17 protein-coding genes are annotated in these 23,187 nt (G+C 72.4%); 7 read left to right on the top strand and 10 right to left on the bottom strand.

Annotated elements, in window-relative coordinates:
- Positions 1–38: 38 nt before the first annotated feature.
- The 3 genes from QOZ89_RS17090 to QOZ89_RS17080 all read right to left on the bottom strand — a co-directional run bounded on the left by QOZ89_RS17090 (position 39) and on the right by QOZ89_RS17080 (position 2,604).
- Positions 39–503: a hypothetical protein gene (locus tag QOZ89_RS17090; protein WP_071051458.1), complete on the bottom strand. Its 465-nt coding sequence runs from the start codon at positions 501–503 to the stop codon at positions 39–41.
- Between the two features lie 82 nt (positions 504–585).
- On the bottom strand, positions 586–1,938 hold the full coding sequence (locus QOZ89_RS17085) for a trypsin-like serine peptidase (RefSeq protein WP_312624192.1): 1,353 nt from the start codon (positions 1,936–1,938) through the stop codon (positions 586–588).
- A 192-nt stretch (positions 1,939–2,130) separates the two neighbouring features.
- On the bottom strand, positions 2,131–2,604 hold the full coding sequence (locus QOZ89_RS17080; RefSeq protein ID WP_312624191.1) for an antibiotic biosynthesis monooxygenase: 474 nt from the start codon (positions 2,602–2,604) through the stop codon (positions 2,131–2,133).
- Between the two features lie 128 nt (positions 2,605–2,732).
- Here QOZ89_RS17080 and QOZ89_RS17075 point away from each other — a divergent pair, with 128 nt between their 5' ends.
- A complete protein-coding gene (locus tag QOZ89_RS17075; protein WP_312624190.1) occupies positions 2,733–3,335 on the top strand; it encodes a PadR family transcriptional regulator in 603 nt (200 codons plus the stop codon).
- Between the two features lie 83 nt (positions 3,336–3,418).
- On the opposite strand, the gene QOZ89_RS17070 is transcribed toward QOZ89_RS17075, so the two are convergent.
- The 3 genes from QOZ89_RS17070 to greA form a co-directional block, all read right to left on the bottom strand.
- The gene (locus QOZ89_RS17070; protein ID WP_071051456.1) at positions 3,419–5,410 is read right to left on the bottom strand and encodes a vWA domain-containing protein; all 1,992 of its coding nucleotides are present in this window, start codon (positions 5,408–5,410) and stop codon (positions 3,419–3,421) included.
- A 159-nt stretch (positions 5,411–5,569) separates the two neighbouring features.
- Complete coding sequence (locus QOZ89_RS17065) at positions 5,570–6,958, bottom strand: magnesium chelatase ATPase subunit I (RefSeq protein ID WP_083419332.1); 1,389 nt, start codon at positions 6,956–6,958, stop codon at positions 5,570–5,572.
- A gap of 408 nt (positions 6,959–7,366) precedes the next feature.
- The gene (gene greA / locus QOZ89_RS17060) at positions 7,367–7,852 is read right to left on the bottom strand and encodes a transcription elongation factor GreA (RefSeq protein WP_071051454.1); all 486 of its coding nucleotides are present in this window, start codon (positions 7,850–7,852) and stop codon (positions 7,367–7,369) included.
- A 632-nt stretch (positions 7,853–8,484) separates the two neighbouring features.
- Here greA and mca point away from each other — a divergent pair.
- The 3 genes from mca (at position 8,485) to QOZ89_RS17045 (ending at position 12,847) form a co-directional block, all read left to right on the top strand.
- Positions 8,485–9,345, top strand: a complete 861-nt coding sequence (gene mca / locus QOZ89_RS17055) for a mycothiol conjugate amidase Mca (protein ID WP_071051470.1) — start codon at positions 8,485–8,487, stop codon at positions 9,343–9,345.
- A gap of 69 nt (positions 9,346–9,414) precedes the next feature.
- A complete protein-coding gene (locus QOZ89_RS17050; protein WP_071051453.1) occupies positions 9,415–9,696 on the top strand; it encodes a hypothetical protein in 282 nt (93 codons plus the stop codon).
- Between the two features lie 157 nt (positions 9,697–9,853).
- Positions 9,854–12,847 (top strand): leucine--tRNA ligase, encoded by a 2,994-nt coding sequence (locus QOZ89_RS17045; RefSeq protein ID WP_312624189.1) that lies wholly within the window; start codon positions 9,854–9,856, stop codon positions 12,845–12,847.
- 373 nt (positions 12,848–13,220) lie between these two features.
- On the opposite strand, the gene QOZ89_RS17040 is transcribed toward QOZ89_RS17045, so the two are convergent.
- Both QOZ89_RS17040 and macS read right to left on the bottom strand, forming a co-directional pair.
- Positions 13,221–13,961 (bottom strand): response regulator, encoded by a 741-nt coding sequence (locus tag QOZ89_RS17040; protein WP_083419325.1) that lies wholly within the window; start codon positions 13,959–13,961, stop codon positions 13,221–13,223.
- Complete coding sequence (gene macS, locus QOZ89_RS17035) at positions 13,948–15,411, bottom strand: MacS family sensor histidine kinase (protein WP_312624188.1); 1,464 nt, start codon at positions 15,409–15,411, stop codon at positions 13,948–13,950. The genes QOZ89_RS17040 and macS overlap by 14 nt, the downstream gene beginning before the upstream one ends.
- A 132-nt stretch (positions 15,412–15,543) precedes the next feature.
- Between macS and QOZ89_RS17030 the strand changes: the two genes are divergently transcribed.
- The gene (locus tag QOZ89_RS17030) at positions 15,544–15,837 is read left to right on the top strand and encodes a YiaA/YiaB family inner membrane protein (protein WP_071051450.1); all 294 of its coding nucleotides are present in this window, start codon (positions 15,544–15,546) and stop codon (positions 15,835–15,837) included.
- 279 nt (positions 15,838–16,116) lie between these two features.
- Here QOZ89_RS17030 and arfB read toward each other — a convergent pair whose 3' ends face one another.
- Positions 16,117–16,587 (bottom strand): alternative ribosome rescue aminoacyl-tRNA hydrolase ArfB, encoded by a 471-nt coding sequence (gene arfB, locus QOZ89_RS17025; RefSeq protein WP_198543430.1) that lies wholly within the window; start codon positions 16,585–16,587, stop codon positions 16,117–16,119.
- A 264-nt stretch (positions 16,588–16,851) separates the two neighbouring features.
- Positions 16,852–18,675 (bottom strand): phosphoenolpyruvate carboxykinase (GTP), encoded by a 1,824-nt coding sequence (locus QOZ89_RS17020; protein WP_071051448.1) that lies wholly within the window; start codon positions 18,673–18,675, stop codon positions 16,852–16,854.
- A 317-nt stretch (positions 18,676–18,992) separates the two neighbouring features.
- Between QOZ89_RS17020 and trhA the strand changes: the two genes are divergently transcribed.
- Positions 18,993–19,715, top strand: a complete 723-nt coding sequence (gene trhA, locus QOZ89_RS17015) for a PAQR family membrane homeostasis protein TrhA (RefSeq protein ID WP_198543429.1) — start codon at positions 18,993–18,995, stop codon at positions 19,713–19,715.
- An 878-nt stretch (positions 19,716–20,593) separates the two neighbouring features.
- Positions 20,594–22,669, top strand: a complete 2,076-nt coding sequence (locus QOZ89_RS17010; RefSeq protein WP_071051429.1) for a thioredoxin domain-containing protein — start codon at positions 20,594–20,596, stop codon at positions 22,667–22,669.
- Positions 22,670–23,187: the final 518 nt, after the last annotated feature.

Raw genomic sequence — 23,187 nt, 5'->3', positions numbered from 1 at the left:
TGCGAGGACGGGTGTCGGCCCGAACGGGCCGACACCCGTCACATGCCGGGCTTGACCACCATGAGGAAGACGATCCCGACCCAGCAGGACGTCGTGACCAGGCCGGTGAGAGCGAGCCACGGCAGTCGGCGGCGGGCCGCCATGCCGGTCTGCTCGATCTCGGCGACCGCCGTCGCGACGCCGCCTGCCAGGATGGTGACCGTGAGCAGGGTGGCGATCCCCCAGAGAGCCACGGAGCTGGTGATCCAGCCGTCGCCGTAGTGGCGGACGCTGCCGAACGGCCCCTGCCGCACGAGGACCAGGCCGAGGGCGACGACCCCGAGCGAGGCCACGGCGGCCAGCCGTAGCAGCCGTGGTGCCGGGCGCAGTATCGGGAGCGCCCGCAGGCCGACGAACGTCATCGCGGGCAGGCAGAGCCCCGCGAGGGCCAGCGGACTGATCACGAACATGGCGCCCACGATGTGCAGGGCCAGAACCAGCCCATACGGCCCACTGTGCGGCATGCGCACGACGCTACCGACCCCCCGCACAGCCGCGCGGCCCGGCCCCGCGTCTGCCCGCGCGGCCCTGGCCGTCCCGGCGCCGTCACAGGTCCATCGCGTGCTGGTAGAGGTCCTGGACCGCGGGGCCGAACCAGGTGCCGTAGATGGTGCCCGGGTCCGTTGCGTAGGCGTAGCTGACCACGGAGTCCACCGTGCCCGCGCCGCCGGTGAACCCGGTGAACCAGGCGCCGCCGCTCGCGCCCGCGGTCATGGAGCACGGCACGCCGAGCGAGGTCCCGCCGTGCGGATCGGGAGTGGGCGTACCGGAGCAGTACATCAGTGTCGTGCCGTCGTAGGGCGGCAGCTTCGGGTAGCCGAGGACGGTCTGTGACTGCCTGCCCGTGCCGAAACCGATCGGGAGGGCGCCGCCGATCAGGGCCTCCAGCGTCCGGCCGCCGAGTGGTCGAAAGGCCGCGAAACCGGCGTCCTCATCGAAGTTCTGCCGGTATCCCCAACCGTTTGTGACGGTCAGCTGCCGGGCGCGCCAGACGCCGTACGGCGAGGCGCCGTTCGCGTAGCCGGGGATGAAGATGACGTTGGTGGCGAACCCGCCCGCCGCGCCCCCCTCGTGCAGGCAGTGCCCGGCGGTCAGTACGAGATCACCGCCCGGGCTGTCGACGACGGTGCCGGAGCAGGCGTAGTCGATGCCGCCGATCGTGCTGAACAGCGCTCCCTCGGCGCGCGCCGCGAGCCCGCCGCCACGGTAGGGCGCGACCCGGTTGCCGGCGAGCGGCACCCGGCCAGGCACCGCGACGCCGGGCTGGACGTCCGGTGAGAGCGCGCCGGGCACCGGGTCCTCGGCGAGGTGGGGCGCCAGGACGTCCGGAGCCTCGGCGGCCGCGGGCCCGCTGGACGCGCCGGACGCGCCGGACGTACCGAGGGACGGGCCAGGAGACCTGACCGCGTCCGCCGCCTGGCCGGTCTCGCCGGCCGCCGGCGTCGCGCGTTGGGTGACGTCGCCGCTGACGGCCTGGGCCCGGCGCTCCGGCGTCCAGTAGCGCGTCAGTTCCTCGTCGGTCTGCGACTGGCGTTGAGACGTCACCGGGGCCGTCGGGACGCCGGTGGGGGGTTCGCCCGCCGCGCCCGACGGCCCGGGCGTCGGGGAGGGGCTCGGGGCTGGTTCCAGCAGGAGCAGGACGGCGATGGCCGCCGCCGCGACCGTGAGCCGGGCCAGCCAGGGGCGCCGCCACCGCGCGGTGCCGCGCTGCCCGCCGCCCGCCCGCGGGCCGCCTCGGCCTCCGCTGTGCTGGTCGCGAGGTTCCTGCTGGCGACCGTGCCTCTGCTGGCTGGCCCGCGCCCGCGGGCCGCGCGGCCCGCGACGCTCATGCCGCTCTCGCGGAGGGAGCCAGCCGCGCCCGCGGCGGCGCCGGCGGTGCTGGCCCGGTCTGGAACGCATGGCGCCGGACGGACCCGCCGCGCCGTCTTCTTCCAGGGTCGACGAAGACCCCACCCCGATCTGTGAAGACATGGATGCGGACGGTAACAGTGGCGCCGGGGGTTCCCGCGCTTCAAACGGGCTGGGCCAGCCCGGGCAGCTGGGTCAGCCAGGGCACTCGGGGTCCCGGCCCCAGTCGGGCCCCAACCGTGGTCAGGCGGTCGGGTCCGGCGCCGGCTTCGGCCGCGACCGCTCGGCGTCGACGCGGGCCGTGGCCTCGGCCCAGGTCGGCGGCTGCGCCGCGGCGTCGTGTGCCCAGAAGACGAACGTGGAGTCCGCCATCGTGGGCCCGAGCGTGCGCATCGCCGCCCGGTGCTCGGGCGTGCGGACGAATCCGTCCAGCGCCCGCCGGTCGGTCCAGCCCGACAGCGTCCAGTACTCCCCGCGCATCGGGTGGGCGACGAGCGAGACCCCCAGAGCCCCGGGAGCGGCCAGCAGTGCGCGCCGCACCCGCAGCGCGTGCCGAAGCATCGACACGGTGTGCCGGCGCGAGGTGATCGTGAACCGGGAGACCATGACCACCGGTGCGCCAGCCGACGGGTCGGGCGTCCCGGTGGACGCGGCCGTCGGGGCGGCGGTCACGGACGGGCCGGCGGCGGACGGGGTGGACCAGGGAATGGTGGCCATCTGGGCTCCTCGGACATGGGCGGTCCGTAGTAGACCGTCTGTTTCGGACGGTTTGAACTATAGTATGAATCGGACGGTCCGCAACGAGTAACCTGCGAGCTGTGGAAGAGAAGGAGGCGCCCGACGTGATGGGCCCGCCCTCAACGGTTGCGGGGACGGCGTCGCTGACGCCGGTCTCCTACCTGGTACTCGGGCTGGTGGCCAGGCACGGTAGCGCCACGCCCTACGACCTGAAGTCGTTCGCCGCGCAGTCGGTCGGTAACTTCTGGTCCTTCCCGCACGCGCAGCTCTACAAGGAACCGCCGCGGCTGGCCGAGGCCGGCCTGCTCGCCGAGGAGCGCGAGGAGTTCGGGCGCCGCCGACGGATCTTCCGGATCACCGACGCCGGCCGGGCGGCACTCGCCGAGTGGCTCGCCGGCGGCGAGACGGCGCTGGGGGAGCTGCGCGCGCCGGGCCTGCTCAAGCTCGCGTTCGCGGAGCTGGGCCGCCCGGCGGACGCGGCGGCGCTCGCGCGCCGGCAGGCGGCCGCCCACCGGACGCGGCTTGCCACCTACGAGGCGTTCGCGGCGCTCCCGGCGGACGCGATGCCGTGGTCGCTACGGCGCGCCCTGGAGCTCGGCCTCGGCTACGAGCGGCTACAGGTGGACTTCTGGGAGACCCTGGTCAGAGACCTCGCCGCCGGCCGGATACCGCCCTCCCCGTCGACTGGTCCCGCGCCGCCGGCCGCCTAACGGGCCAAAGGAGGTGCGAAAATGTTCTTCCTTCGCACCTCCGGAGGTCCCTGTCCCAGAAGGACTAATGCCGGGGACCAAGGTTAGCGGGCCGCGCGGCGGCCGCCGCGGGAGCGTAGATAGTCGTGGACGACGTACTCGCCGAGCGCGTCCGGGTCGGGGGAGAGGACCCGGCCACCATTGCGCCGGGCCATCTCCTCGACGAAGCGGACCAGCCGCGGCTCGGTGTCCAGCATGAAGACGTTGATGTTGACGCCCCGCTTCGTCAGCCGGTCGACCTCGGCGAGCGTCAGTTCCAGCGTCTCCGGCATCGGCGGCCACGAGAACGCAGGCGTGCCGTCGCGCAGCAGATGCGCCGTCGGCTCGCCGTCGGTGACGACCATGACGACCGGCTCCGACTCCGGGTAGCGCGACAGCAGCCGGCCGGCGATCAGCAGGGCGTGCTGCAGGTTCGTGCCCTGCACCATCTCCGAGTCGAGGCCGGCCAGCTCCACCGGCCGCAGCTCGCGGGCGTAGTCCGAGAAGCCGATCAGGTGAATCTTGTCCTGGGGGAACTTGGTGGTCACCAGGGTGTGCAGGGCCAGCGCCGTCGACTTCGCCATCCCCCAGGTGCCGCGCAGCGCCATGGAGTAGGACAGGTCGACGAGCAGGCAGACCGCGGCCGAGGTACGCCTTTCCGTCTCGGCGACGGCGAAGTCCTCGACCTTCAGCCGGATCGCCACCCCGGGCCCGGGCGGCCCGGAACGCAGCACCGCGTTGCGCACGGTGCGGACGACATCGAGGGGCTGCGTGTCCCCGAACTCCCAGGGACGAGCGGTGCCGATCAGCTCACCCGCGGCGCCGGCGTCGGTCTGCGCGTGGTCGCCGCGCACGCCCGACGAGATCTGCCGGAAGATCCTGGCGAGCGCCGACTGGCCGATCCGGCGTACCGCCCGCGGCGTGAGCTCGAGACGTCCGGAACGACGGGTCAGGAAACCGACGCGTTCCAGCTCGCGCTCGATCTGCTGGAGCTGGCGCAGGTCGTCGACCGCGGAGCGGCCCAGCGCCTCGGCGATCGCGTCCGGGTCGACGTCGTCGAGCGAGGCTCCCGGGTAGTCCTGATTGAGCGCGGCGGCCAGCTCGTCGAGTTCCGCGAGTTCCTCGAGCGCCGACGTCGCATCGCCGAGGCCAAGCTCCGCCCCGCCCCCGCGCGGGTCGCCGAAGCCGTTCGCCCGTCCCGACGGGCGCATGCCCCAGTTGAGGTTCGGCCGGGCCGACCGAAGCGCCTCACCGAGCTGGGTGAGCTCGTCGGCCAGGCCCATGTCCTGGACGGCGGATGCCATCAGCTCCGCCAGCTCCTGGCGCTGCTTGGGCGACAGGCCGGCGAGCAGGCGGGCGGCGGCGGCGGAGCGTTGGGCCAGCGTGTCGATCAGCTCTTCGAGGTTGCTCGGCTGTTCGGGGAAGAACTCCCCGAACTCGCGCATGAAATCGCGGAATGCCTCGTCGGTGTCCTCGCCGCGGGCGTCCTTGGCGAGCAGCTCGTTGAGCGCGCGAACCATGTCGCCGACCCGAGTCATGTCCTCCGGAGTGGCGCCGGCCAACGCCTCCTTCATCCCGCGGAACTGGGAGTCGAGGACCTCGCGGCGCAGCAGGTCGGCGATCTGGTCGTAGGTCTCGCGGGCCTGGTCGGAGCGCCAGTCGTAGTCGGCGAGCTCGCGTACCGCGCGGGCCGGGTCACTGGGCAGGGCGTCCAGCTCCGTCTCGCGCATCCGCGCGTCATCCGACGGGTCTGGGAACAGCGCCGCCCGCTCCTGGCCGATCGCGGTGTCGAGCAGCCGGCGCACCTCCTGCAGAGTGCCGTCGAGCCGGCCGCGGGAGCGCACCTCGCGGCGGCGCCGGTCGACCGCGCGGCGCAGGTCGTCCAGCCCGCGCCGGCCGTTCATGCCGCGGCGCAGCAGCGAGTCGAGGGCCTCTCGCGGGGTGCGGCCGTCCAGCACCTGGCGGGACATCTCGTCGAGGGCGTCGGTGGCGGCGAACGGGAAGTCGAGCGGGTCGGGGCCGCCCGACCAGGGGCCGTAGCGGAATGCGTTGCTCACCGTGTGATCCCGTGCCTCTCAGGGCCTCGCTTCGCGAGGTTCCACGCCCCTGTGGTCCAGGGTGCGTCCGGCCCCCGCGCCGCTTTCTGTCGTGTCCCACCGGCCCCGAGATCCAGCCCGCCGCGGGTTCGGAGTCCCCATCGGCGGCGCCGCTCGTGGTCAGCCGCCGTAGACCGTCCGGCCGGGCAGTTCCTCCTTGGCGAGCCGGCGGTTGAGGTGCAGGCCCTCCATCGCCAGCTCCAGCGCCGCGGCGGCGAGCCCCGGCGACTCGGCGCCGTCCACCCCGAGCTTGGTCAGCATGCCGGCGAGCCCGGGGACCGGGCCGACCCGGCGCAGTAGCTCGGCGGCTGGGACCAGGTCGCCGGTCTCCACCGGGCCGTCGGCGTCGAAACGCTTCTGCAGCCCGGCCAGGTCGGTGCCGGCGAGCCGTGCCCGGAACGTCTCGGCGATCGCCCGACGCAGCAGGTGGGTGAGGATCTCGTCCTCCCTGCCCTCCTCGAGCGCCTCGAACTCGACCTTGCCGCGCACGGCCGGCACGATCGAACCGAGGTCGACGACCCGGGCCGTCGGGACGTCCTCGCCCGTCAGCGCCGCCCGCCGGACCGCGGAGGCGGCCACCGTCTCGGCGGCGGCGACCGCGAGCCGGGCCGACACGCCGGAGCGCTGGTCCACCTGCGGGGCATCGCGGACCAGCCGGGTGAAGCGGGCGACGATCTCGATCAGATGGTCGGGCAGCGCCGGCGTTCCCAGCGGGGAGCCCTCCCAGGCCAGCACCGCCTCCTGGCGGATGAGCCGCAGCTCGTCGTCGAGGCGCAGCGGGTAGTGGGTGCGCACCTCGGCGCCGAACCGGTCCTTGAGCGGGGTGATGATCCGGCCGCGGTTGGTGTAGTCCTCCGGGTTGGCGGAGGCGACCAGCAAGAGGTCCATGGGAAGCCGCAGCAGATAGCCGCGGACCTGGATGTCGCGCTCCTCGAGCACGTTGAGCAGCGCCACCTGGATGCGCTCGGCCAGGTCGGGCAGCTCGTTGACGCTGAAGATGCCGCGGTTGCAGCGGGGAACCAGGCCGTAGTGGACGGTCTCCGGGTCGCCGAGGGTGCGGCCCTCGGCGACCTTCACCGGGTCCACATCGCCGATCAGGTCGCCGACGCTGGTGTCCGGCGTCGCGAGCTTCTCCCCGAACCGGTCGTCGCGGTGCCGCCAGATCACGGGCAGCTCGTCGCCCAGCTCGGCGTGCAGCGCGCGGCAGCGCCCGCAGACGGGCGCGTACGGATGATCATTGATCTCGCAGCCGGCGACGGCCGGCGACCACTCGTCGAGCAGGCCGACGAGCGTGCGGATGAGGCGGGTCTTGCCCTGGCCGCGCTCACCCAGGAAGACGACGTCGTGGCCGGCCAGCAGCGCGCGTTCCACCTGGGGCAGCACAGTGTCGTCGAAGCCGATGATGCCGGGGAAGCGCGCCTTGCCGGCGGCCATCCTGGCGAGCAGGTTGTCCCGCAGCTCCGTGCGCACGGACCGGTGCACATGCCCGGACGCGCGCAGGCCCCCCAGGGTTGTTGGGGGCGGAGCCGGGTCTCCTCCCGGGCCGGCGGAGCCGGCCCGGGAGGCCCGAGGCGGGATGGTCGCCGACGACGGGGCGGCGGGACGGGGCGGGACCGGCAGTTCTACCACTCCACCGACGCTACCGCCCGCCTACGGCTTCGCCAGCCCGGTTCCCAAACTCACCCCGAATCAGCTCCCCCTCGGGCGCCCCTCCGACCTGGCCGAACCCGAAGGGCTCGAGCCGCCCGAGTCCGGCGGCCTCGAGAGCTGACCGCACCTGCCCGCGGCCCGGTCACCCGGGATCCGGTGATCTGCCCGGCAGGCCTGTGATCGTGCCAAACCTGCCGGTCAGCGCCGGGGCCCGGGTGACAGGGCGGGGGAGGAAGGGAACATCGCGGCCGGCCCGGCCGCCGCCGTTCAGCGGGCGTAAGGGGCGATGGAGACGATCTCGACGGAGGCGCCGCGGCCGTTTGGCAGGGTGTAGTTCACCTTTTCGCCGGCCTTGTGGCCGGTCACCGCGCCGCCGAGCGGGGAGGCCGGGGAGAAGACCTCGATGGCCGTGCTGTGGTCCTCCCGAGAGCCGATGAGGAACCGCTCGGTCTCCTTCTCGCCGGGGAACCGGACCTCCACGACCATGCCGGGCCCAGCCACACCAGCGGTGCCCGCCGCGGGCTCGCCCACCTTGGCGTCGCGCAGCAGGTCCGTGAGCTGGCGGATACGGGCCTCCTGCTTGCCCTGCTCCTCCTTGGCGGCGTGGTAGCCGCCGTTCTCCTTCAGGTCGCCCTCTTCGCGGGCAGCCTCGATCTTGTTCGCCAGCTCCGTCCGGCCGGTCGTCGTGAGGTGGTCGAGCTCGGAGCGAAGCCGGTCGTAAGCCTCCTGGGTGAGCCAGGTCTGGGGGGTCACGCGTCACGCTCCTCGTGGCACAAGCAAATACTCAGCTTAACAGGAAGATCTAGAAACTCGGGACGACACACAGCGCGCACCCATCCGGCGGAGGGCGGTGATCCGGTGGTCCTCGACGTTCGGACCTGCCGGATCGCGGACCTCCCAGATCGGTGAAGCCGATCAGGGAGGAACCCCGTCGCCATCCGGCAGGGACCCCGTCGGTCACATCCCCAGGTGTGAGGGTGCTGACACCGACGGTCACGCGACGCCTGCCCTGTGTGCCAGAGCGGACGGCGTCGACGCCACGCCGCGCCGCGGCCTCACGTCCCCGTCTTCGGACCTCACTGTCCCGGGGGCGCGTGCGCGGACGGTGCATTGTGCCACGGCGTTCGGTGACTTTTCCATAACGAACGTGAACTTGGCCACGGCCGGGGGATGGCCAGGGTGTCACGTGACGTCGGCCACATCCTCGTGGATGGCCTGGTGAGGCGCTGTCGCGGGCCGGAGCTGTCACGGGCATCAGCCACAATGGCCCTATGTCGGTGAACCTCGAGGCGGCCTCCGCTGACAGCGGCTTCGCGGCCAAGCGCACAGCCTCCGCCGAGACCCTGTCCGAGTCCGATGACGCGCCGGACCACGGCCTTCGGTTGATGGCCGTGCACGCCCATCCTGACGACGAGTCCAGCAAGGGCGCCGCGACGATGGCGCGCTACGTGAGCGAGGGCGTCGAGGTCCTCGTCGTCACCTGCACGGGCGGCGAGGCGGGCAGCGTGCTCAACCCGGCGCTGGACAAGCCCGAGATCATCGAGCGGCTGCCCGAGCTGCGCCGAGAGGAGATGGAACGGGCGCGGGCCATCCTGGGCGTCCGGCAGACCTGGCTCGGCTTCGTCGACTCGGGCCTGCCGGAGGGCGACCCGCTGCCCCCGCTGCCGGCGGGCACGTTCGCCACGCTCGACCCGGAGGAGGCGGCCGCGCCGCTGGTCCGGCTGATCCGCGAGTTCCGGCCGCAGGTCATCACGACCTACGACGAGAACGGTGGCTACCCGCACCCGGACCACATCATGACCCACAAGATCAGTGCGGTGGCGTTCGAGGCGGCCGGCGACCCGGAGCGCTACCCGGAGCACGGCGTGGCCGCGGGTCTGGAGCCGTGGCAACCGCTGAAGCTCTACTACCACCTCACCTTCCACAAGGCGCGCATCCTGGCGCTGCATGACGCGATGGCGGCCCGCGGCCTCGAATCGCCCTACGGGGAGCGGCTGGAGAACTGGATCGACCGGGCAGAGGACAGCGCCCGGCTCACGACCAGCGTCGAGTGCGCCGACTACTTCGAGGTGCGCGACCGGGCGCTACTGGCCCACGCCACCCAGGTCGACCCGAACGGCCCCTGGTTCCGGGTGCCGATGGACCTGCAGCGCGAGGCCTGGCCCACCGAGGACTACCAGCTGGCCCGCTCCCTCATCGAGGTCGGGACGCTCCCGGAGGACGACCTCTTCGGCGGCATCCGATGACTGCCTCCGCGGTCGGGGCACCCGGCCGCGGGCGGCCGGCGGCCGGGGAGGTGAGGGTAAGGTCGGGGTGTGAACCAGGTGCTCGCGGGGCCGGCGCTGGCGGCCGACGAGATCAGCGGCGGGATGGCCGGTCTGCTCATCGTCGTGTTCCTGTGCGTGGCGGCTGGTTTCGTCTTCTACTTCATGTTCGGCAGCCTCAAGCGGCTACGCCGCAACGTCGACCAAGGCCAGTTCGGGGCCGTGGGCACCGCCGGGGACCCGTCCGAGGACGGCACCCCTGAGAGCAAGGCCAAGGCGGTGGCCGTCCCTCGTCAGGCCGACGGCTCCGCCGACGCCGACCGCAACGCATAGCGGGTCGGGCATCCCGTCGGCGTCAGGGGGAAATTCGGTCGCCCCGGTAGGCTCGGACGGAGACGATCGTTACTGTCAGCGCGCGCGGCCGTCGGACGCGGAGCCGTGTGAGCACACGCGCGCGTGGATGCTGACCAGCCGAGTGGATGCGACGAGAATGACCGACAACGCCCAGGACATCACGACCCCACCCGCCGCGGGGCCGGCGGAGGCCGAACCGTCGTTCCGGTACGGCGCGCGGCTCGCGGGTGAGATCGAGAGCCGGTGGCAGACCTGGTGGCGCGAGCACGGCACGTTCGCGTCCCCGAACCCGACCGGGCCGCTGTCCGACGGGTTCGAGGAGGTCAAGGGGCTGACCCCGTTCTTCGTCCTGGACATGTTCCCGTACCCGAGCGGCGCTGGGCTGCACGTCGGCCACCCGCTGGGCTACATCGGCACCGACGTGTACGCGCGCTACCTGCGGATGACCGGGAAGCATGTGCTGCACGCCTTCGGCTACGACGCCTTCGGGCTGCCCGCCGAGCAGTACGCCATCAACACCGGCCAGCACCCGCGGGTGACGACCGAGGCCAACATCCAGAACATGCGGCGCCAGTTGGGCCGACTGGGCCTGGGGCACGACACCCGTCGCGAGATCGCGACCACCGACGTCACCTACTACCGGTGGACGCAGTGGATCTTCAAGAAGATCTTCGACAGCTGGTACGACGAAGGCCTGAACCGAGCGCGCCCCATCACCGAGCTGGTAGCCGAGTTCGACGCGGGCAGCCGTACCCCGAGCGGGGAGACGAACCCGTCCGGCCAGCCGTGGGACGAGCTGGACGCGACCGAGCGCCGCAAGGTAGTCGACGGCTACCGGCTGGCCTACCTGGCCGAGGGCCTGGTCAACTGGTGCCCCGGCCTGGGTACCGTGCTGGCCAACGAGGAGGTCACCGCCGAGGGCCGCAGCGACATCGGCAACTACCCGGTGTTCCGCCGCCCGCTGCGCCAGTGGACGCTGCGGATCACCGCGTATGCCGAGCGGCTGATGGCCGACCTGGACCTGGTCGACTGGCCGGACTCGATCAAGCAGATGCAGCGCAACTGGATCGGCCCCTCCGACGGCGCCCACGTCACGTTCCCCGCGTGGATCGGCCCGACCGACGGCCCGCCCGTCCCGGCGATCGCGCTGGACGTCTATACCACCCGGCCGGACACACTGCCGGGCGCGACGTTCATGGTGCTGGCGCCCGAGCACCCGTTGGTCGACGCGCTGACCGCGCCCGCCTGGCCCGCCGACACCCCGGACGGCTGGAAGTTCGAGGAAGGCCGCCCGACGGGCGCCGCGGACTGGACACCGGCCGCCGCCGTCGCCGCCTACCGGGAGTTCGCCGGCAAGCGGAGCGACCGCCAGCGCGGCGAGGAGGTCGACCGGACCGGTGTGTTCACCGGCGCCCACGCCCGCAACCCGGTCACCGGCGCGGCCATCCCGATCTTCCTGGCGGACTACGTGCTGCTGGGCTACGGCACCGGCGCCGTCATGGCCGTCCCCGCGCACGACCAGCGCGACTTCTCCTTCGCCCGCGAGTTCGGCCTGCCGACCCCGCCGGTGCTGGCGCCCAGCGACGACTTCCTGGCCGAGCACGGTCTGTCCTCGAACGACCCGGTCGACGCCTGGCCGGTGGCGTTCTCCGGCGAGGGCGAGTACCTGCCCGCGCAGCCTGGCGCCCCGGTGCTGACCGGCCTGTCCAAGGCCGACGCGGTGAAGACCACCGTCTCCTGGCTGGAAGACGCCGGCCGCGGTCGTGCCGCCCGCTCCTACCGCCTGCGCGACTGGCTGTTCTCCCGGCAGCGCTACTGGGGTGAGCCGTTCCCGATCGTCTACGACGAGACCGGCCTGCCGATCGCGTTGCCCGACGAGGTGCTGCCCGTCGAACTGCCGGAGATGACGGACTTCCGGCCGGCCCCGATGGCCGAGGACGACACGTCCGACCCGGTGCCGCCGCTGGCCCGCGCCACCGACTGGACGACGGTGACGCTGGATCTGGGCGACGGGCCGCGCCAGTACCGGCGTGAGACGAACACGATGCCGCAGTGGGCCGGCTCCTGCTGGTACTACCTGCGTTACCTGGACCCGACGGACGCGGAGCTGTTCGTCGACCCGGAGATCGAGCGCTACTGGATGCAGTCCGTCGACGGCCCCGCGGGCGACGGTGGCGTCGACCTGTACGTCGGCGGTGTCGAGCACGCCGTGCTGCACCTGCTGTACGCCCGGTTCTGGCACAAGGTCCTGTACGACCTGGGCCTGGTGTCGACGAAGGAGCCGTTCAAGCGGCTGTTCAACCAGGGCTACATCCAGGCCGACGCCTTCCTGGACGCCCGCGGCATGTACGTGCCCGCGGCCGAGGTGACCACCGACGCCGGCGGCGCCCTGCGCTACCAGGGCGAACCCGTCACCCGACGGTCCGGGAAGATGGGCAAGAGCCTGAAGAACAGCGTGACGCCGGACGAGATGTACGACGCCTACGGCGCCGACACGCTGCGCGTCTACGAGATGGCGATGGGCCCGCTGGACGCCGACCGGCCCTGGCGGACCGACGACATCGTCGGCCCGCACCGCTTCCTGCAGCGGCTGTGGCGCAACCTGGTCAACGAGGCGACCGGCGAGATCCGGGCCGCCGACGTCGAGCCGGACGACGAGGCGACCCGGACGCTGCACCGCACGATCCTGGCGGTGCGCGCCGACTACGCCGGCATGCGCTTCAACACCGCCGTCGCCCGGCTGATCGAGCTGACGAACTTCGTCAGCAAGCACTACAGCGACGCGAGCCGGCCGCCGCGGGCGCTGGCCGAGGCGATGGTCCTGATGGTCGCCCCGCTGGCGCCGCACATCGCCGAGGAGCTGTGGTCGCGGCTGGGGCACGACGGCTCGCTGGTCCACGTGCCGTTCCCGGTGGGCGACGAGGCGCTGGCCGCCGAGTCGACGGTGACGCTGCCGGTGCAGGTCAACGGCAAGGTCCGCTTCACCCTGTCCGTCCCCGCCGGCGCCGGCGAGGACGACATCCGGACCGCGCTGACCGCCCACCCCGACTACTCCAGGCACACCGACGGCAAGACGGTGAAGCGCCTCATCATCGTCCCCGGCCGCATCGTCAACATCGCCGTCAGCTAGGGCGACGCTGGGCCGGAAGGTCGCTGGCGCGACCCAGACCTCCCAGCAGACCTCCCAGATCGCTTCGCGATCCGGCAGGGACCCCGGCTTCGCGATCCGGCAGGGACCCCGGCTTCGCGATCCGGCAGGAACCCCGGGCCCGCGTCGCCGTCGGACGCTGAGCGTCCTCCCGGCGTGGTGCCACATACAGGCGGATGGGCGTGGCTGGTGTGGTGCCGGGATGAGGAGATGCCTGGTTTGGCAGGAGATGCCTGGTTTGGCGCAGCGCTAGGGGCGCCGTCGCTCGTTGTGACTAGTTGCGCTGTCTGCTTGTCGGACGGTTCGGTTGTCTACGGTGATGTGGCTATGCGGTCGGCTAGTCGGTGCATGGCCGTCAGGTGGGGTCGTCGTAGCCCTCGAGGACGGCGTAGCGGGCCAGTTCCACGCGGTTGCGGAGCTGGAGCTTGCCGAGAACGTTGTGGACGTGGTTCTGGACGGTGCGGGGGGAGACACCGAGGCGGTCGGCGGCATCCCTGGCGGTCAGGCCCTTGGCGACGAGGCGGAGCACCTCGACCTCGCGGGCGGTCAGCCGGGGAGACGCGTGCCGAGCGGGAGCCGGTTCCCTGGCGGCGCGGGACATCTCGCCGAGGACCAGTGCCGCGAGGCCCGCGCTGAAGACCGCCTCGCCCGCGGCGGTGCGCCGCACCGCGTCGATGAGCTCCTCGGGACGGGCCGACTTGACCAGGTAGCCCGATGCACCCGTCTTGACGGCCGTAAGTACGTCCGCCTGCTCACCGGACGCGGAAACGACAAGCACCGACCCGCGGAACCCGGTCGCGCCGCCCGATGCCAGCAGGCCCTGGATCACCTCGACTCCGGAACCGTCGGGCAGGGACAGGTCGAGCACCACGATGTCCGGCCTGGTCGCCGCCACCACCCGCAGTGCCTGGGCAACAGACCCAGCCGTGCCGACGACCTGGAGGCCGGCCGCGTCGAGGTCCCGGCTCAGCGCGTCGCGCCACAGCGGATGGTCGTCCACGACCACCACCCGTCGCGGCCGCTCGGCCGTGTCGTCGGCCGGCGGCCCCGACCCCGCGGGTGAGGCGCCGGTCCCGAACGGCTCAGCGGGGCACATGCAGCTCGACCTCCGTTCCCTGGCCGGGGCGGCCGAGCACGGCGACCTCGCCGCCGAGGTCGCGGATGCGCCCGCGGATGCTGACCGCCAGGCCCAGACGCCCCTCGGCCGCGGCCCGCTCGGCCCGCCCTGGCGCCAGGCCGACACCGTCATCCCGGACCGTCACGACGACCTCGTCGCCGTCGTCCTCCAACAGCACCCAGGCCGACGCGCCCGTCCCGGCGTGCCGGGCGACGTTGTCCAGCGCGGCCCGTACCGCCGCCACCACCTCGGCGGCCCGGTCCGCCCGCAGCAGCACCGGGACACCAGGCGTGGCGACCGTCACGGCCATCCGCCATGCCGACTGCCCGGCGGCGGGCTCCCCGGCCGCGGGGCCGGCCGCGGGCGGTTCCCCGATCCCCGGCTCGGCGACCGTGGGCAGGGCGGCAGCCGCGGGCCGGTCGGCTGCCGCGGGCTGGTCGCCGGCCAGCCTGGTGGTCATCGAGTGGGCCAGGGCCAGCAACGCCTCCGCGAGGTCGGTGCGCGCGGCACCGCCACGGCTCACCCGCACATCCGGCCCGCCCGGCCTGCCTGGCCTGCCCGACCCGGATGGGGCCTCCGGCGGGGCCCCTCGGGCGGTCGCCGTCGGTCCGCCAGAGCCGGGCGTGCGCAGCAGGTCGCGCAGCGTACTCTCCTGTTCCGCGGCGAGCCTCGCGACATCCTCGGCCGGCATGCCTCGCGGCGCTTCCCGGGCGATCAGCGCGAGGACCTGCAGCACGCCGTCGTGCACCCGGCGCGCCAGCCGCTCGCGCTCGGCATCGCCGGCGCGCGCCTCCAGCGCGTCGGCGAGCGCCGCCTCCGCCCGCAGCGTCGTGCGGCTCAGGTGACCGGCGACCGCGCCCGAGACGAGGAGCAGCATGCTCGTCCCCACCAGTGCGTCGGTCAGCGCGCCCCACTCCGCGATGAACACGACCGCCACCAGCAGCCCGCTCGCGATCCCGCCAGCCGCGCCCCAGAGCAGTGCCGCGCCGAACACCCCGCTCGTCGCCCACATCATCGGAAGGGCGTGGCTCGTCCGCGGGCCGACGAGCTCGGCGCCGACCACCAGGCCGGCGCAGACCGCGACGTCGGCGAGGACGAGCCCTCGCAGCAGGTGTGGCCGGTCCCCGCGGTCGGCGCGCGGCACCAGCACGGTCAGCGCCGCGGACCAGCCGACCATCACGCCCAGCAGGCCGATGCCCAGTGCGGGCCGGTAGGCGTCGTCGAGCCGCGCGCCCGCGGCGGCGGACGCGTAGCCGACGGACACCCAGCGGAACACCGCCAGCGACCGCCAGAGCGCACCGCGCGCGCCCTCCGGGCCGCTGCCGCCCATCATCCTGGGCGGCCTGGCCCGCCAGGTGCGCGAAGCGCGCGGCCACCACCGCGCCATGGGCGCCACCGGAGACGCCGCGTCGTGGGCGCCGGTCGCCACCGTCGCACTCCTGCCGTCAGGCACCGCGCCAGTCTTCCAGAACCGACCGAAACGCACCTGAGCGTGATTACTCAGGACACCTTGGGCGCGACGGCTCAGGTCGGACGCCGCGTTCGTCCCGACACTGGCCGCATGACGAAACCACCCACGTCGCGGACGACCACCGCGTACTTCGTGCAGGCCATCCTGTCGTTCGCGATCTCGACGATCAGCGTCGTGGTCGCCATCGTGTACCTGCCCGGCGACGCCTGGATGCGTGGCCTCCTGGGGATCGGCCTGCTCTACGTCGTCACCTCGACGTTCACGCTCGCCAAGTGCGTGCGCGACCACCAGGAGACGTCCAGCGTGGTCAGCAGGGTGGACCAGGTCCGCCTGGAGCGCCTGCTCGCCGAGCACGACCCGTTCCGTACGACCTCCAACACGTGACGACCACCCGCCACCCCGGCGGCAGGCGCTCCAGGCACCCCATGGTCCTCACTGCCAAGGGGCAAGGCGAAATGTGACGTTGTTCTGGTGAGCCGTCCACGCGACCTAGCCACAGCCTGCTGACAGCGCATTAGCGCAGTGCCAACGCAACCACCTCGTCCATCCGAAACCAGCCGGACCACCGCCATACACGCCAGCCCGGAACCAGGCCCGTCGGGCGCGGAGCGTCCGAGAGGCGGTGCCCGGTGCCGGGCGCGGAGCGTCCGGCACGGGACCGCCCTACCCGTCCGCGTCGGAGGCGCCCGGCCGGCGGGTTCGCTTGGTCGCTGAGCGGCGGCGCTTGGTGTCCAGGCGGCGCTCGACGGAGCCTCGGGTGGGCTTGGTGGGGCGACGGCGACGGGGTGGGGGCGCGGTGGCGTCGTGGAGCAGCGCGACGAGGCGGTCGAGCGCCGCCTCACGGTTGCGCAGCTGGGAGCGCTGCTCAGACGACGTGACGACGAGATCGCCGTCCACCAGGCGCCCAGCCAGCCGGGCAAGCGCTCGTTCCCGCAGCGGTTCGGGGATGGCGGGCGAGCGAGCGACGTCGAAGCGGACCTCGGCACGGCTGTCGGTCGTGTTCACCCCTTGGCCACCGGGACCGGACGAGCGGGAGAAACGCCAGCGCAGCTCGGTCTCGGGCAACACGAAGCCCGGCCGGACCGCGCGTGCGGCCCGCTCCTGGGGCACGCGCGCGACAGGTCCCTCGGGCATGGACCCATGGTGCCAGGATCCCCTGGCCGCCGGAAACCAGATAAGTCGGACGCCGGCCGAAGCACCGAGCGAGTCCGCTGCCGCTGTCAGCTCCCTACGCGTCCAGAGCGACCGCCGGTGGCGGCTTGATCGTTAGTTGTGCCCTGCCGTAGTTGTGATCCGGCCCCCTCGACGACCACCGGGGGGCGGAAACGGCGATCGCCCCCGCCGGCGGGGGCGGCGGGGGCGATCGTCAGGTGCGGATTGGTGTGACCAGGGTGGCGGCTAGCTGTTGAGGCGCTCCACCAGGGCCTCGTGCTCGGCCCAGAGCTCGGCGGGGAGATGGTCGCCGAAGGTGTCGTAGTGCTGGGGGATGAGGGCGGCTTCCTGCTTCCACACCTCGGTGTCGAGGGTGAGCAGGGTCGTGAGGTCGGCCTCGGACAGGTCCAGGCCATCGGTGCTGAACGACTCCGTCGTCGGGTGGACGCCGAGCGCGGACTCGACGCCGTCCACCTCGCCCTCCAGCCGGCCGACGATCCAGGCCAGGACGCGGCTGTTCTCGCCGTAGCCCGGCCACAGGAACCTGCCCTCAGGGCTCTTGCGGAACCAGTTGACGTAGTAGATCCGCGGGAGTTTGGCGGCGTCGGCCTTCTGCCCGGTGGCGAGCCAGTGGGCCATGTAGTCGGCCATGTTGTAGCCGCAGAACGGCAGCATCGCGAACGGGTCACGGCGCAGCTTGCCGATCGCGCCGGCCTGCGCGGCCGTCGTCTCCGAGGAGACGATCGAGCCGAAGAACACGCCGCGCTGCCAGTCGGGCGCCTCCGTCACCAGCGGCACCGCCGTGGCCCGGCGGCCGCCGAACAGGATCGCCGAGATCGGCACGCCGCGCGGGTCCTCCCACTCCTCGGCGATGGTCGGGCACTGGCCGGCGGGGACGGTGAACCGGGCGTTCGGGTGGGCGGCGGGCTCGGACGAGTCCGGCGTCCAGTCGCGGCCCTTCCAGTCGATCAGATGGGCCGGCTTGTCCTTGGTCAGGCCCTCCCACCAGATGTCACCGTCGTCGGTGCGGGCGACGTTGGTGTAGACGGCATTGCCCCAGAGGGTCTCGACGGCGTTCGGGTTCGTCTCGGCGCCGGTGCCGGGCGCCACGCCGAAGAAGCCGGCCTCCGGGTTGACGGCGTAGAGCCGGCCGTCCTCGCCGAAACGCATCCAGGCGATGTCATCTCCGACCGTCTCGGCCTTCCAGCCGGGGATCGTCGGGATGATCATCGCCAGGTTCGTCTTGCCGCAGGCCGACGGGAAGGCGGCCGCGATGTAGTGGACCTTGCCCTTCGGGGAGGTGAGCTTGAGGATCAGCATGTGCTCGGCGAGCCAGCCCTCGTCCCGGGCCATCACCGAGGCGATCCGCAGCGCGTAGCACTTCTTGCCGAGCAGCGCGTTGCCGCCGTAGCCCGAGCCAAACGACCAGATCTCCCGGGTCTCCGGGTAGTGGACGATGTACTTCGTGCTGTTGCACGGCCACGGAACGTCTTCCTGCCCGGGCGCCAGTGGGGCACCAAGTGAGTGCACCGCCGGCACGAAGAAGCCGTCCTCACCGAGCTGTTCGAGCGCTGGGGCACCCATACGCGTCATCGTGCGCATCGAGATCGCCACATAGGCCGAGTCGGTGATTTCGACGCCGAGAGCGGAGATACGCGAGCCGAGCGGTCCCATGCAGAATGGGACAACGTACATGGTGCGGCCCCGCATAGACCCGCGGAACAGGCCGCGAAGCGTGCCGCGCATTTCTTCGGGCTCGACCCAGTTGTTTGTCGGGCCGGCGTCCTCGCGATTCTTCGAACAGATGTAGGTCCGGTCCTCGACGCGGGCGACATCGCTCGGGTCGGACGCGGCGTAGAAGCTGTTGGGACGTTTCTCCTCGTTAAGCTTCACCAAGGTCCCGCGCTCGATGAGCAGGCTGGTGAGCCGGTCGAACTCCTCGGCGGAGCCGTCGCACCACTCCACCCTGTCCGGCTGAGTGAGTTCGGCGATCTCACGCACCCAGGCGATCAACCTGGCGTGCTTGGTCGGGGCGGCATCCAGCCCGGGAATCTGTGCCGCGGTCGTCACAGCTCACACCTCCGCTCGCGTTGAACCTGCCGCGTTCTCGCCTCGGTATACAGGTGCAGCTTGCGCACCCGAACGACCTCGTGTACCGGCGGTCACAAACCAGCGGCTACAGTGGAAGCCGCTACCCTGTGATGCCTGTACTGGGGACGCTCGAGGCCGCGTTCAGGATCATTAGACTGTACCGCTCTTTCCATGCACAGTCGCGCGGTACGCCGGGGGGCGGAAACGTCGGATCCATCACGCATCGGGACGGACCCGCCCCACGACGCGCGCCGGGGCGTGCCGCCCTCGGCGGCCGTTGCGGTTATCGTTCTGCTGTGGTCACTCACGCGACGACGCAGCCGGCCGCCCCAGGACCTGACAGCAACCGCGCCGACGACGGCGCTGACAAGCGAGCGCACCCGCGTGACCTCACGCGACCACGCATGCGGGGATGGCTACATGCGGGCGCATTTCCGGTAAGCCTGGCGCTCGGCGTGGTGGCCGTGGCGCTGCCGACGACGCTTGGCGCCCGGCTCGCGGTCGGTGTTTACGCGATCAGCATCACGTCATTGTTCGGGACGAGTGCGCTCTACCACCGGACGATGTGGTCGACCTCACGGGCACGCGCTCTCATGAAGCGGCTCGACCACTCGATGATCTTTGTTTTCATCGCGGGGACGTACACGCCCTTCGCGCTGCTGGCCATGCCCCGGCACATAGCGCAGCCGATCCTGGCTGTCGTCTGGGGCGGAGCGGCGCTGGGCGTCGTCCTGCGCATGCTGTGGTTGCACTCCCCGCGCTACCTGATCGTGCCCCTCTACATCGCGCTGGGCTGGGTCGCGGTCTTCGTCTTCCCCGAGGTCCTGCACACGGCCGGCGTCGCCACGCTGACGTTGCTCGTCGTCGGCGGCGCCTGCTACAGCGTCGGCGCGATCATCTACGCGCTGCGCCGCCCCGACCCGTCGCCGAAGGTCTTCGGCTACCACGAGGTGTTCCACGCGTTCACCCTCGTCGCGGCCTGCTGCCACTACATCGCCCTGATGCTCGCGATCTACTGAGGCTGTTGAGGCTGGGCGCTGGACGCGCCAGCCTCGTCGGGCGCTGAGCGCCCTCTTGGGCGTGGTTTCGGGGCTGAGGTGCATGGCCCGGGGCCGGCGTGGGACGGGGTCGGTGTGTTGCTGGGTTGGCGGTGCGCCAATGCGCTGTTGAGGCTGGGCGCTGGGCGCTGGACGCGCCAGCCTCGTCGGGCGCTGAGCGCCCTCTTGGGCGTGGTTTCGGGGCTGAGGTGCATGGCCCGGGGCCGGCGTGGGACGGGGTCGGTGTGTTGCTGGGTTGGCGGTGCGCCAATGCGCTGTTGAGGCTGGGCGCTGGGCGCTGGACGCGCCAGCCTCGTCGGGCGCTGAGCGCCCTCTTGGGCGTGGTTTCGGGGCTGAGGTGCATGGCCCGGGGCCGGCGTGGGACGGGGTCGGTGTGTTGCTGGGTTGGCGGTGCGCCAATGCGCTGTTGAGGCTGGGCGCTGGGCGCTGGACGCGCCAGCCTCGTCGGGCGCTGAGCGCCCTCTTGGGCGTGGTTTCGGGGCTGAGGTGCATGGCCGGGGCCGGCGTGGGACGGGGTCGGTGTGTTGCTGGGTTGGCGGTGCGCCAATGCGCTGTTGAGGCTGGGCGCTGGACGCGCCAGCCTCGTCGGGCGCTGAGCGCCCTCTTGGGCGTGGTTTCGGGGCTGAGGTGCATGGCCGGGGCCGGCGTGGGACGGGGTCGGTGTGTTGCTGGGTTGGCGGTGCGCCAATGCGCTGTCACCGGCTATGGCCGGGTTGCGTGGGTAGGTTGCAGAGAGGGGCGCGCGGGCCGCTGCGGAGCGCGGCGCCGTGTCATGAGCGGGAAGACCCCGTGGAGCAATAGCGTCACGGAGTGCGTCGTGACCCCGTGAAGGAGCTTCTGTGGCGAACAGGCTGGCTGACCAGACGTCCCCCTATCTGCTGCAGCACGCCGACAACCCGGTCGACTGGTGGCCGTGGGAGCCGGCGGCGTTCGCCGAGGCGGCCGGCCGCCAGGTCCCGGTGCTGCTGTCGGTCGGATATGCGTCCTGCCACTGGTGCCACGTCATGGCGCACGAGTCGTTCGAGGACGAGACCACCGCGGCCTACATGAACGACCATTTCGTCAGTATCAAGGTCGACCGGGAGGAGCGCCCGGACGTCGACTCGGTGTACATGGACGTCACGGTGGCGCTGACCGGGCATGGCGGCTGGCCGATGACGGTGTTCCTGACCCCGACGGGTGAGCCGTTCTTCGCCGGCACCTATTTTCCGCCGACGGCCCGGCCAGGGATGGGCTCGTTCCGCCAGGTCCTCTCGGCGGTGTCGTCCGCCTGGGACACCCGCCGCGAGGAGATCGAGTCCTCCGGAGCGGACATCGCCCGCAAGCTCGCCGAGGCCGCCGAGGCGCCCATCGCCAGCGGCCGCGGCCCGGCCGTCCGGCTGGACGGCGAGCTGCTCGACACGGCGGTCGACCAGCTCGCCGCCCGGTTCGACCCACGCCACGGCGGCTTCGGCGGCGCGCCGAAGTTCCCACCGTCGATGGTCGCCGAGCTCCTCCTGCGCCACCACGCCCGCACCGGCAACGAGCGCTCGCTCGACATGGTCGCCCTCACCTGCGAACGGATGGCCCGCGGCGGGATCTACGACCAGCTCACCGGCGGATTCGCCCGCTACAGCGTCGACGCGACGTGGACCGTCCCGCACTTCGAGAAAATGCTCTACGACAACGCCCAGCTGCTGAGGATCTACCTGCATCTGTGGCGGGCGACCGGCGACCCGCTCGCCGCGCGGGTGGTCCGCGAGACGGCCGCCTTCCTGCTCGCCGATCTGCGGACCCCGCAGGGCGGCTTCTCCTCCGCGCTGGACGCCGACGCGGTACCGCCCACGGACGCGCACGGCGACGACGGCGCGGTGTCCTCGCCGGGCGGATCGGCCGACGCGGCCACGCCGGCGCACGGCCACGCCCATCAGCCGGTCGAGGGGGCGAGCTACGTGTGGACGCCCGCGCAGTTGGCCGCCGCGCTCGACCCGGACGACGCCGCCTGGGCGGCCAGGCTGTTCGAGGTCACCGATATGGGCACCTTCGAGCACGGGTCGTCCGTGCTCGCCCTGCCGGCGGACCCCGACGACGCCGACCGGTTCGCCCGGGTGCGGGCCGCGCTCGCGGCCACGAGAGCCGCCCGCCCGCAGCCCGCGCGCGACGACAAGGTGGTGGCCAGCTGGAACGGCCTGGCGATCGCCGCGCTCGCCGAGGCGGGCGCGCTGTTCGAGGAGCCGGAGTGGGTCGCGGCCGCGGAGCGCGCGGCGGTGCTGCTGCGCGACGTGCACGTCGTCGACGGCCGGCTGCGCCGCACCAGCAGGGAGGGCCGCGTGGGCCCGAACGTGGGTGTGCTCGAGGACTACGGCAACGTCGCCGACGGCTTTCTCGCGCTGCACCAGGTGACCGGCGCGCTCGAGTGGCTGGAGCTGGCCGGCCAGCTGCTCGACGTCGCCCGAGCCCGCTTCCGCGCCGCGGACGGCGGCTTCTACGACACCGCCGACGACGCGCCGACGCTGCTGCGCCGGCCCCGCGAGATCTCCGACTCGGCGACGCCGTCGGGCCAGTCGGCGTTCGCCGGCGCGCTGCTCACGTACGCCGCGCTCACCGGTTCGGCCGGGCACCGTGAGGACGCCGAGGCCACGATCGGCCTGCTCGCACCGTTGCTCGGCCGGGACGCCCGGTTCGCCGGACATGCGGGCGCGGTCGCGGAGGCGCTGCTCGCCGGCCCGCCCGAGGTCGCCGTCGTCGGCCGGCCCGACCTGGAACGGCTCGCGCGGCTCGGCACCACTCCCGGCACGGTCGTGGTGACGGCCGGCCCCCTCACCGCCGACCGGCCCGAGCCCGGCGTGTACGTCTGTCGGCACTTCGTCTGCGAGCGACCCGCGCGGACGGCCGACGAGGTCCGCCGGCTGCTGGGGGCGCGCCTGCCGGCCTGAGGCGTGCCTTGTGGCCGAGGCAGCTGGGGCGTGCCAGTACTGATACGCCGCCGCGGTCAGGGGCTGGGGCGCGTGGATGGCTGACCGGAATGGGGTCACCTTCCGGCTCGTCGCCTGAAGTCCGAGCGCATGAAACGCCGGGGTTCGGCCCGCTCAGGTGGTCCCTACGTCGCCGGGGTGGCCCGATACCGGTAACTGATACCGATAACTGCCTGTGATCGATCGAGGCGTGGGGGCCGAGTGGGTGATGATCGTCTTCTGCTGGGTATGAGCGGAGGGTGATAACGCGTCTTGCGAGTTCGTGCTGGACAGCGATCGCAGCGTGGTCGTGGAGTGACGGGACTCACGTCGCGGCAGCGCTTTCAACTGCATCGCGTGGGCGTCGAGGCGGCGACGTCGCGGCTTATGTTGGATGCGCAGGGTAGTGGTTTGCGTCCAATGTGGGCCGTCGCGGTGATGCTGTGCCATCTGCGTTACGGAAGGCGTCGGTGTACTTTCGCGACGTGTTCGGCAAAGTT

The organism is Pseudofrankia coriaricola, assembly GCF_032027725.1.
In the GTDB taxonomy this organism is placed as follows: Bacteria; Actinomycetota; Actinomycetes; order Frankiales; family Frankiaceae; genus Pseudofrankia.
The sequence above is the reverse complement of the archived record's forward strand: the minus strand, read 5'-3'. Positions and strand labels throughout refer to the sequence as shown.